Annotated in this window: 1 pseudogene; it reads left to right on the forward strand. The window is 60.3% G+C overall.

From position 1 onward, the window contains the following. A pseudogene (locus L692_RS32655) lies at positions 1-305 on the forward strand (hypothetical protein); the annotation flags it as partial.

A 305-nucleotide genomic window follows, 5' to 3' on the forward strand; every position in this document is an offset into this window, starting at 1 on the left:
TGGAGATTCCGGCCAATGCCCTGAGCGGCAGCGGGAATGTGAGCGTCAAGGTTCAGCAGGTTACGGCGCCTCCAGCCGCCCCGGCGGAGCTGATTCCGGCCGGAACCGTATACGAATTCTCAGCGGGTGAAGCGACCTCCTATACTTTTGCCAAGCCTGTAACGATTACGCTGGCGTTTGATCCCGCCCAAATACCGGCAGGCTATACGGCGGCCGTCTATTATTATGACGAAGCTGCTGGCAGCTGGACCCGGATCGGCGGCACGGTAAGCGGCAGCGCGGTGAAGACGGAAGTTACCCACTTC

Origin of the sequence: Paenibacillus forsythiae T98 (genome assembly GCF_000520735.1) — a bacterium.
Taxonomy (GTDB): domain Bacteria; phylum Bacillota; class Bacilli; order Paenibacillales; family Paenibacillaceae; genus Paenibacillus_AQ; species Paenibacillus_AQ forsythiae.